The following is an 11,247-nucleotide window of genomic DNA, read 5'->3' on the forward strand; positions in this document are numbered from 1 at the left end:
CTCAATGGATGCGAATGTGAGCCATATTTAACAGCAGACCACAAGGTTCTCCTTGAGTTTGCAGATGACATTATTTTTGGTCTGAAAGCAATCCTCAAGACAACAGGTGCCGGGAAGGGTATCATTGTCATCGAGGATAACAAGCAGGATGCCATCGAATTAATGCAGGAAAAAGTTGCCGACATCGGAAACATGGAAGTTTTTGTTGCAAGAACCAAATACCCACAGGGTGCTGAAAAAACTCTCATCAAGCGCGTTATGGGCAGAAAGGTTCCGAGCGGCGGTCTCCCGGCAGATGTTGGCGTTATCGTAGATAATATCAGTACCGTAAAGGCAATCTCTGATGCGATCCAGAAAGGTATGCCGCTGATCGAGCGTGTTACAACAATCACAGGCGAGAAGATCAAGAATCCTGGCAACTTTATCATCAAGATCGGTACAAGCGTAAGAGATCTGATCGATTATTGTGGTGGATTTACAGATGATGACGTACTGGTTAAGATGGGCGGACCAATGATGGGATTCCCTCTGAATACACTGGATGTACCAATGATGAAGGGATCCAACGGTATCATCGCTATTGATACAGATGAGACAAAAGAGCAGCCATGTATCAAATGTGGACGCTGCGTAGACGTATGTCCGATGGAACTTTCTCCTCTGTATTTCGTAAAATATGCCAAAGAAGAGAACTGGCAGGGCATGAAAGACATGAGCGTTATGGATTGTGTTGAATGTAGATGCTGTCAGTACATCTGTTCTTCCAAGATTCCGATCATTAACAGTATCAAAGCCGGAAAAAATGCAGTAAGGGGGATGAAGTGATATGTTGATTACCCAGTTAAAAGCAAAAGAAACGATCACATCACTGGCAGCCGGAAAAAAGGTTTTTATCATTAACTGCCACGGATGTAAAGAAGTTCGTTTTCCGGAAAAAGAAGCTGTTGAACTTCAGAAGGAACTTGCCGCTGAAGGAAATGTAACAGGGATCATGACAACTGATTATATCTGTAATCCGGAAAATATGGAATTACGTCTTAAGAAACATATGAGCAAGATCCAGGAAGCAGATCTGGTTCTGGTATTCTCCTGCGGTGTTGGTGTGCAGACCGTTGCGGAATATCTGGATGACAAGATGGTCTGTGCAGCCTGTGATACATACCCGGTACCTGGTTTCCAGGGTGTGACACCATTAGAGTACAAATGTGACCAGTGTGGTGAATGCTACCTGAATCTGACAGGTGGAATCTGCCCGATCACAGCATGTTCCAAGAGTCTTGTCAACGGCCAGTGCGGCGGTTCCAAGAACGGAAAATGCGAAGTAGACAGTGAGATGGAATGTGGATGGGAACGCATCTACAGACGCCTGAAAGAGATCGGACGCCTTGACGCACTGAAATGCCCGACACAGATTCATAATTTTGCGACAGATGATGAAGTAAAATAATCAGAAGCCTGATAAATTATAATTTATAATGATTGGAGCAATGTACAATGAAAATGAAAGAATTATTCGACCGTGGTGAATTTGTAGTTTCAGCAGAAGTAGGACCGCCGAAAGGAATCCATGTAGATGAACTGGTAGAGGAAGCCAAAACATATCTCAAAGGTGTTCATGCAGTTAACGTAACAGATAACCAGTCTTCTGTTATGCGTCTTGGCTCTCTTGCAATGTGTAAAGTACTTAAGGATGCAGGAATGGACCCGATCTTCCAGCTTGCATGTCGTGACAGAAACCGTATCGCTCTGGAGTCTGATCTCTTAAGTGCTGCAATGTTCGGTATTGAGAACATTCTCTGCCTGACAGGCGACCATACAAAGATGGGCGATCATCCGCAGGCAAAACCGGTATTCGACCTTGACTCTGTATCTCTTCTTCACACAGTGAAGCTCCTGGAGTCTGGTGTAGACCTTGGTGGAAATGAACTGGTTGGTGAGCCGCCGAAGTTCTCCAAGGGTGCAGTTGTATCTCCGTGTAGCGATTCCGTTGATGCACAGCTTGCCAAGATGGAAAGAAAAGTTGCAGCAGGTGCAGATTACTTCCAGACACAGGCTGTATTTGAGCCGGAGAAATTCATCAAATTCATGGAAAAAGCAAAACAGTTCGGCAAACCGGTACAGGTTGGTATCATCATTCCGAAGTCTGTTGGAATGGTAAGATTCATGAACAATAACGTTGCCGGCATTCATGTTCCGGATGAAATGATCGAAGAACTGAAAGCAGACAAAGAAAAGACAAAAGCAGGTATCACAGGTGTTGAGATCGCTGCACGTATCATCAAAGAGTGCAAGCCATACTGTCAGGGTGTACATATCATGGCACTTGGCTGGGAATCCAAGATTCCGGAGCTTCTGAAACTGGCTGAGATCTAAAAGATAAAAACGTGGTCAGTGTGATCACGAATTATGAAAGAGAGTTGTTCGAATTTCGGATGCATAGTTTGTACCGGAGGTTGGGCAACTCTTTTTATGTAATAGGAAATTACTCCGTAATGTTCCTGTAACTACTGTTATAAAAAATGCACAAACATAAAGTTTTATTTTTGTTCATTAATTTAACACAAAATCATTGACTATATGTGGAAATTGCGTTAATATAATTAATGCAAGGAGACGGAAATAAAGAATATAACAAAAAAACCAGTAAATAATAGGCGGTTTAAGTTCATTGAAAAAACTAACGGAGGAAGCTATGAGAAGAGGAATGAACAGCATGGAAATGCAGAAAAACAATCGTATCCTTGTTTTGAAAACTCTTCAGGAAAAAGGCATGATGACCAGAGCAGAACTGGCAGTTGAGTTGAATCTGCAAAAAGCAACAATCACAAACATTATCAATGAGTTTTATGAAATGGGAATTGTTGAAGTTAATGGTGAAAGTGCTGCCGGACGAAGAGGTGAAAAGCTAATTTTAAAACTGGACGATGTTTTTACAATGTCTATAGGGATCACCCGTAAGGATTACCAACTTGCGATTTTTGACTTTAGTGGAAATATACTGAAACATAACCGCTGTTATTTCAAAAGAGAAAATGATTTTGCAGGAGTTGTGGAAAACCTTAAAGCCGATGCACTAAAGATGGTAGAGGAATATGGGAATGATCGTATTCTTGGAATCTGTCTGGCAGTTCCGGGACTGTTTATTAACAGACCCGAGCGAAATGAAGAGATTTTTATGGTTTCTGAATTTGAAGAATTAAGCCAGATAAGTGTCAAGGCAGAACTGGAGAAAGCACTGGGAAGAAAAGTTCTGATAAAGCATGATGCAAAGTTATCTGCATTTGCAGAATGGAGATGTGCAGAAGAAATCAAAGGTGAAGAGAGAGCCAGCCTGGTAGTTGTACGATCCAGAGGTTTTGGTATTGGTACCGGATGTGTGGTTAATGGAAATATTATGAATGGACATCTGGGACTCGCCGGTGAGGCCGGATACATGGGTATTAATTATAACCAGGTAAAAGGCGGAAGAGAAGGAACCTTTGAATACTGTGCCGGATCAGAAAGTGTGACGCGATATGTAAAGGAGAGACTGTTTGAATTTCCAGACAGTGTTTTGGATGAAAACTGTACATATATGGAAGTTTTTGATGCATACCGAAAAGGCGATGAACTGGCAACCTGGGCAGTACACAAAGTTGCCTGGATGTTGGGATATGGAATTGCAAATATTATATATCTGATCAATCCGGACTGTATTATCATAGGACCGGATTACCCGAATACAGAAGATTTTGTGAAAAAAGTTCGGGAATCTATCAGAAATTTTGTTCCGTCATTTGTAGAAGAAAACGCTTCTATACGTTATTCCAAAATCAGTCAGGACTCTTTTTTGTTAGGTGGTTTTTATTATACATTCGAAAGTCTTTGTAAAAAAGATAACATTTTTGAACTTATTCGAAGTGCAAAAGAAGCATAGAGCAAAAAGCCTGTAAACAGGTAATGAACAAGTACTGATCATCTGATTATAAATCCGGGGGTCGTATGGTGGAATCCGGAGTTCACTAGGAAAATTCGGGTAAATTATGATCAGAAGATAAAATAAACGAGAATATGTGTAAAAAAGGAGAAGGATCACATGAAGAAAAGAAACATTATAATCGCAATGGTACTTGCAATGGCAATGACAACAGTTGGGGGAGCAACAGTATTCGCAGCAGATGAAAAAGCAGAAGGCAATGATTACACAATCGCATACGTTCCGACAACCATGAACAACCCATTCTGGACTGCTATGATGGGCGGTATCAAAGAAGAGATGGAAGCAAAAGGAATGGACGTTGACAAACAGCTTGTTACAGTTGATGCAAACAGTGATCAGGCAACAATGAACAACTATGTTAACGATTTAATTGCTCAGCAGGTTGATGCAATTATTCTTGCACCTATGGATTGTACAGCAGTTACAGAAGCATTAACAGCCTGTGAAGAAGCAGGAATTCCGGTTATCAATGTAGATACAGCAGTAGATGCTACAGACAAAGTAGTTAGTATTATTGCTTCTGATAACTACAAAGCTGGTGTAGAGTGCGCAGAAGATATGATGAGCAAACTGGATAAAGGTGCTAAGATCGCTGTAATGAATCAGCCATCAGGAACAGCTTGTGTTCAGCGTGAAAAAGGTTTCCTTGATACGGCTGGTGATTATTTTGAAATCGTATCTACAACAGATACAGAAGGTGATACAGCAAAAACAATGACAGCAGCAGAAGATGTTTTAACAGCAGATGATGATCTTGCAGGATTCTTCTGTATCAATGATATGGGAGCTCTCGGATGTGTACAGGCAGCTCAGGCAGCAGGAAAAGAAGATCTTTTAATTTATGGTGTTGATGGTAACCCGGACTTCATGGGATATGTTGCTGATGGTTCCGCTACTGCATCTGCAGCTCAGCAGCCATCTGTAATCGGACAGAAAGCACTGGATGCTGCTATCGATACTCTGGATGGTAAAGAAGTAGAACATGATCAGGTTGTAGACGTAGTGCTGATCAACAAAGATAACATTGCTGATTTTGATGTAACTGACTGGCAGTAATTTTTAGTCCGTTATTGCCCTGTAATATCGGAAGGGTGAAATGAAATACAGACTGCCAGAGACAAAAATCTCTGGCAGTTTTTCAGAGGAGCACAAATATGCAAAAAGAACTTTTACGCATGGAAAACATAGTAAAAACCTTTCCTGGTGTTAAAGCATTGAATAATGCGGCAATTACAGTTCATGCCGGAGAGGTTATGGGATTTATGGGTGAGAATGGAGCCGGTAAATCTACATTAATGAATGTTCTGGGTGGTGTTTTTCCGGCAGATTCAGGAGAAATATATATAGAAGGAAAAAAAGTAGAAATTAATTCCATTCATGAATCACAGGCTCTTGGAGTAGCATTTATCCATCAGGAGCTTGCATTGGAACCATATCTTACGATAGCAGAGAATATTTTTCTTGGCAGAGAAATAAAAAACTCTCTTGGGCTGGTTAGTAAGGACAAAATGGCAGAGGCAGCAAAACCGTTTCTTGAGAGGGTTGGTTTGACAGTAGATCCCAATGAATATGTGGGAAGACTTTCTATTGGACAGCAGCAGATGGTGGAAATCGCGAAATCATTTTCACTGAATGCAAAAATTTTGATTTTGGATGAACCGACATCTTCTCTTTCTGAAAAAGAAGTAGATGTGTTATTTGATACAGTAAGAGATCTCAAGAAGCAGGGCATGGGAATTATTTTCATTACCCATAAGATGGCAGAAGTATTCCAGCTCTGTGATGCAGTCACAATCATGCGTGACGGAGAATTTATGGGATCTCGTCAGTCTTCGGAATGTACGGACAGTGAACTGATCTCATTGATGGTAGGTCGTGATCTGGGAAATTATTATGTACGTACATACAATGAACCTGGAAAAGTTATGATGGAAGTTAAGAATATCAATGCAGGAAAAAGAGCAGTAGACTGCAGCTTCCAGGTAAGAAGCGGAGAAATTCTGGGATTTTATGGACTGGTAGGAGCAGGACGGTCGGAGCTTATGAAAGCGATTATGGGTCTTGATCCGATGGATTCAGGAGAGATTTTCCTGAATGGTGAAAAGATAAAAGAACATAATCCGATGCATATGCAGAAACATGGTATTGCACTTGTTCCGGAAAACCGAAAAACGGAAGGTCTGTTACTGAATAGTTCCATTAAGTTTAACATGACGCTTGCAGTACTGGATAAATTTATTAAAAAACTGGTAGTAAATACCAAAACAGAAGATGAAATTACAGATGATGGAATTGAGAAACTTCATATAAAAACTCCTTCATCCCTTGTAAACTGTTCTACGCTTTCCGGTGGAAACCAGCAAAAGGTATTACTTGCAAAATGGCTGGCTACTAATCCGAAAATCTTGATTCTGGACGAGCCGACAAGAGGTATTGATGTAGGTGCAAAAGCAGAAATTTATACGATCATCAATAATCTGGCAAAACAGGGGCTGGCAATTATTCTGATTTCATCAGAGATGCCGGAAGTAATGAATATGAGCGATCGTATGATAATTATGCGAGAAGGTCATATCATGGGCGAGTTGAGACATGATGAGTATGAGCAGGAACGGATTTTGAAGTATGCTATGGGGGTATCCAACAATGAATAAAAAGAAATCACAAAGTTATGTAGGCAGAGCCGTAAAGGATTACTTTACGCAAAACTGGGGAATCTTATTAGGATTACTGATTCTCTGTGTAATATTTTCTGTTTTTGGTAATAACTTCCTGACACAGAAAAATATTTTGAATCTTTTAAGAACATGTGCAACAAACTGTTTTCTGGCCATTGGTGTTCAGATGGCAATCATTCTTGCAGGTATTGATCTGACGGGTGGTGCACTTGCAGCATTGAGTGGTGTTATGACGGTTGCAGCTTTTCAGTGGTGGGGATTTCCGGTACAGATTGCTGTGATCCTGGGAGTCGCAATTGGTGCAGTGATTGGTCTCTTGAATGGTGTCATCATCGCTTACACAGGAATTCATCCGTTTGTTGTAACACTTGCAATGCAGTCTTTCTGTCGTGGTACAGCATATCTTGTAGCAAATGGCTCACCGGTAACCGCTTACGGTAATGCCGGATTTGCAAAAATCGGACAGGGTTCTCTTGGACCTGTACCACTTCCGGTTGTATATATGATCATATTCCTGGTCCTGGATTACTTTTTCCTGAATAAAACCCAGACAGGACGTCATATTTATGCAGTTGGAGGTAATGAAGTATCTGCACGTTTCTCTGGTATTAATGTAAAGAAAATCAAAATTCTCGTATGGACGATCAGTGGAACTCTGGCAGGCTTCTGTGGAGTAGTTCTGGCATCCAGACTGGCATCAGGACAGCCATCTACAGGTGAAGGATATGAAACAGATGCCATCGCAGCAGCAGTACTCGGAGGAACTTCATTCTTTGGAGGAACTGGTTCCGTAGGCGGACTTTTAATTGGTGTACTGATCATCGGATTAATCTCTAATGGATTAAACCTGATGCATGTAAACTCTTACTGGCAGTATGTATTAAAGGGAATCATCATCATTGCAGCAGTTTATGTAGATATGGTAAAACAGAAAAAACAGAACGCAGCAAAATAAAATTCGTAAAGGAGTTAAATAAATGGACAGCAAGAAGAAAAAAGAATTGGAATTATGGGCTGCAAGAATTAGAAAAACAGCATTACAGACAATCCAGACTGCAGGTTCCGGACATATCGGAGGTTCTTTCTCCATCTGTGATATTTTGTCAGTACTGTATTTTGACAAAATGAATGTAGATCCGGACAATCAGAACAAAGCAGATCGTGACAGAATGGTGCTCTCAAAAGGACACTGTTCACCGGCTATGTATGCAACACTGGCACTGAAAGGATTTTTCCCAGTTGAACATCTCGCTACTTTCCGTACTTTGGAAAGTGATCTTTCAGGACACGTTGAGATTCACGTACCAGGTGTAGATATGTCAGCAGGATCTCTTGGACAGGGACTGTCAACTGCTCTGGGAATGGCAATGTATGCAAAGGCAAATAAAGTTGGAAATCGTGTATTCTGTATCATGGGAGATGGAGAAATTCAGGAAGGTCAGGTATGGGAAGCTGCAATGTGTGCAGGATTTTACAAAACAGATAATCTGATCGCATTTGTAGATAACAATAATCTTCAGTTGGATGGATCGCTGGAAGAAGTTATGTCTCCATATCCAATCGGTGATAAATTTAAGGCATTTGGATGGAATGTGATCGAGATTGACGGACATGATGTAGAGCAGATTGCAGATGCAGTGGAATTGGCTTCAGTGGTTACCGGAAAACCGACTGTAATTGTTGCACATACTGTTAAAGGAAAAGGCGTTTCCTTATTCGAAGATAATGTTGATTTCCACGGTGGACAGCCAAAACCGGAACAGTGGCCTGAATGCTTTGCTGAACTGGATGCTAGACTTGCGGAACTGGAGGGTTGATAAATGGGAGAGAATATTTCAACAAGAGTAGCTTATGGACGTGCATTAGCTGAATTTGGAGCAGATGAAAATATTTATGTGTTTGATGCGGATTTAAAGAAATGTACGATGACACTTTATTTTTCAGAAAAGTACCCGGAACGTTTTTATAACATTGGTATTGCAGAAGCGAATATGGTGGATGTTGCAGCTGGCTTTGCAACCTGTGGAGCAACAGCACTGGTACATACATTTGCTATTTTTGCAGCAGGACGTGTGTATGATCAGGTAAGAAATAATGTATGCTATCCGGGATTAAATGTGAAGGTAGTAGGAAGCCATGCCGGACTGACAGTAGGTGAAGACGGAGCAACACATCAGAGTCTGGAAGATATCAGTCTGATGCGTACAATCCCGGGAATGACAGTTATCGTTCCGTGTGATGCAAATGAAACCCGTCTGGCTACAAAAGCAATGCTGGATTTCCAGGGGCCATGTTACTTCCGTACAGGACGTCCGGCAGTAGAATGTGTTACAGATACGATTGAGGATTATTCATTTGAAATCGGCAAAGGCGTGCAGCTGAAAGACGGAAAAGATGTTACGATCATCGCCTGTGGTCTGATGGTACAGGAAGCATTAAAAGCACACAAAATTCTGGAAGATGAAGGAATCAGTGCAAGAGTTATTGATATGCATACGATTAAACCAATCGACCGTGAGATTATTTTGAAGGCAGCAGAAGAAACAGGAGCAATTGTTACGGCTGAAGAACATAATGTGATTGGCGGTCTTGGCGCAGCTGTAGCAGAAGTTCTGGTACAGAATGAGAGTGTTCCGACAGAATTTGTTGGTGTTCAGGATACATTTGGTCATTCTGCATCTCCTGCAACTCTGTTAAAACATTATGGTCTGACTCCGGAAAATATTGCTGCAAAGGCGAAAAAAGCAATCTCCAGAAAATAAATCAAGGAAAGAAATGGTTGAATATATGGCAGAAAGTTATGTAATAGGAGTAGACTTCGGAAGTGATTCTGTTCGTGCACTTGTCGTAAACACAGAAACAGGCGAAAATATTGGACAGGGTGTCGCGTATTATTCCAGATGGAAAGCAGGACTTTATCAGCATCCGGAGCTGAGTATTTTTCGCCAGCATCCATTAGATTACCTCGAGTCTCTGGAAGAGTGTATCAAAAAAGCACTGACAGATATTACAGAAAAACAAAAAAATCATATCATAGGGATTGGAGTAGATACTACGGGATCTACTCCGGTTCCGGTAGACAAAGACGGTACACCTCTGGCATTGTTGGATGAATTCTCTGAAAATGAAAATGCCATGTTCTTTCTCTGGAAGGATCATGCAGCAGCCGCTGAGGCAGACGAAATAAACCGATTATTCAGAAATAACAGTGAGAATGATTATACTAAATATCAGGGAGATTATAGCGCAGAATGGTATTGGGCTAAAATACTTTATGCAGTAAGAAATGATGCTTCTGTCCGTGAAGCTGCCTATACCTGGGAAGAGCATTGTGATTGGATCACTGGTGTTCTCTGTGGAGAAACGCGACCGGACAAAATATATCATAGTGCCTGTGCTGCCGGTCATAAGGCATTATGGCACAGCGAATGGGATGGATTGCCGGCGGCAAGTGTTCTGGAAAAGCTGAATCCGTATCTTGTTCTGGTAAGGGAAAGATATGGAAAAGCACCTCAGCCATCCACAGAAAAGGTCGGAACGCTTTCAAAGGAATGGGCAGAAAAGCTTGGATTAAAGGAGAGCATTGTAATTTCAGGAAGCTCATTTGATGCTCATGCAGGTGCAGTAGGGGCTGGAATTGCAGAGAAAACTTTCGTGTGTACAATGGGAACCTCCTGTGTAGATATGTTTGTTGAAAAAGCAGAAAATCTCAAAGGTAAAAATATTCAGAGCTACTGCGGGCAGGCTGAGAACTCAATTTTGCCGGGGTATGTAGGAGTGGAGACAGGACAGGCTGCTTTTGGTGATATTTTTGCATGGTTCAAACGTCTTTTGGAATGGCCGTTAAATCAGCTTTCACAAATCAGAGAATCCGATATTTCAGAAGAACTATATATAAAAGTCAAGGATCAGATTCTTCTTATGCTACAGGAAGAAGCAGAAAGACTTCCAGATGAACCATTTCCTGTTGCACTGGACTGGTTTAATGGGAGACGATATCCGAATACGGATGATGCCCAGAAGTCAGCAATAGTTGGTTTATCATTGGGAATGGATGCTCCTTATTTATACAGAAGTCTGGTGTTTGGAGCGGTGTGCGGTTTGTATCGACTGATAGAAGGCTTTGAAAAACAGCAGATTAACATTGAAAAAATCATTGCAGTGGGTGGCATTTCAAAGAAATCTCCATATGTGATGCAGATGTTATCAGATTTAAGCAACCGTGAGATATGTATTCTGGACAGTGACCAGACATGTGCACAGGGAGCTGCCATGTATGCGGCAGTAGCAGCAGGAATTTATGAGAATCTGGAAACTGCGGCAGGTTATATGGCGGCAAAGTGTATTAAAACTTATAAACCAAATTCTGAAAAGAAAGAATGGTACAGAAAACATTATCAGGAGTATTTGAATTTAGCAGAAGCTGTTAATACTTTGAATGTTTTTGAATAAGACTGTTATGAATAACAATAAAAGACTCCTTCGGGCAATGTCATTAAGTTAGTATGACGCATAAAGATCTCTATATCTAAAATGGTATAGGGGTCTTTTTATTTTTCGAAAACAGTTGACATTTATATTAATGTGTGC

General features: G+C 41.1%; 10 protein-coding genes. All 10 read left to right on the top strand.

What is annotated here, in order from left to right:
• Positions 1–825: RnfABCDGE type electron transport complex subunit C (locus tag DWX28_RS18200; RefSeq protein ID WP_118254483.1), on the top strand; the 825-nt coding region annotated here is incomplete at its 5' end.
• A 1-nt stretch (position 826) separates the two neighbouring features.
• On the top strand, positions 827–1,447 hold the full coding sequence (locus DWX28_RS18205) for a methylenetetrahydrofolate reductase C-terminal domain-containing protein (RefSeq protein ID WP_118254487.1): 621 nt from the start codon (positions 827–829) through the stop codon (positions 1,445–1,447).
• A 47-nt stretch (positions 1,448–1,494) separates the two neighbouring features.
• On the top strand, positions 1,495–2,373 hold the full coding sequence (locus DWX28_RS18210) for a methylenetetrahydrofolate reductase (RefSeq protein ID WP_118254490.1): 879 nt from the start codon (positions 1,495–1,497) through the stop codon (positions 2,371–2,373).
• A gap of 319 nt (positions 2,374–2,692) precedes the next feature.
• Positions 2,693–3,916, top strand: coding sequence for an ROK family transcriptional regulator (locus tag DWX28_RS18215; RefSeq protein WP_118254493.1), 1,224 nt, complete (start codon positions 2,693–2,695; stop codon positions 3,914–3,916).
• 159 nt (positions 3,917–4,075) lie between these two features.
• Complete coding sequence (locus DWX28_RS18220) at positions 4,076–5,035, top strand: substrate-binding domain-containing protein (protein ID WP_118254496.1); 960 nt, start codon at positions 4,076–4,078, stop codon at positions 5,033–5,035.
• Between the two features lie 98 nt (positions 5,036–5,133).
• Positions 5,134–6,633 (top strand): sugar ABC transporter ATP-binding protein, encoded by a 1,500-nt coding sequence (locus DWX28_RS18225; RefSeq protein WP_118254501.1) that lies wholly within the window; start codon positions 5,134–5,136, stop codon positions 6,631–6,633.
• Positions 6,626–7,612, top strand: a complete 987-nt coding sequence (locus DWX28_RS18230; protein WP_118254504.1) for an ABC transporter permease — start codon at positions 6,626–6,628, stop codon at positions 7,610–7,612. Before DWX28_RS18225 ends, DWX28_RS18230 begins: the two co-directional genes overlap by 8 nt.
• A 22-nt stretch (positions 7,613–7,634) precedes the next feature.
• Positions 7,635–8,474 carry a transketolase gene (locus DWX28_RS18235; protein WP_118254507.1) on the top strand — a complete coding sequence of 280 codons (840 nt, stop codon included), beginning with the start codon at positions 7,635–7,637 and terminating at the stop codon, positions 8,472–8,474.
• 3 nt (positions 8,475–8,477) lie between these two features.
• Positions 8,478–9,419, top strand: a complete 942-nt coding sequence (locus DWX28_RS18240) for a transketolase family protein (RefSeq protein ID WP_118254510.1) — start codon at positions 8,478–8,480, stop codon at positions 9,417–9,419.
• Positions 9,420–9,444: 25 nt separating this feature from the next.
• A complete protein-coding gene (locus DWX28_RS18245) occupies positions 9,445–11,109 on the top strand; it encodes a ribulokinase (RefSeq protein ID WP_158565342.1) in 1,665 nt (554 codons plus the stop codon).
• Positions 11,110–11,247 lie beyond the last annotated feature (138 nt).

The sequence above is a fragment of the Blautia sp. AF19-10LB genome (assembly GCF_003461245.1).
GTDB classification, from domain to species: domain Bacteria; phylum Bacillota; class Clostridia; order Lachnospirales; family Lachnospiraceae; genus Blautia_A; species Blautia_A intestinihominis.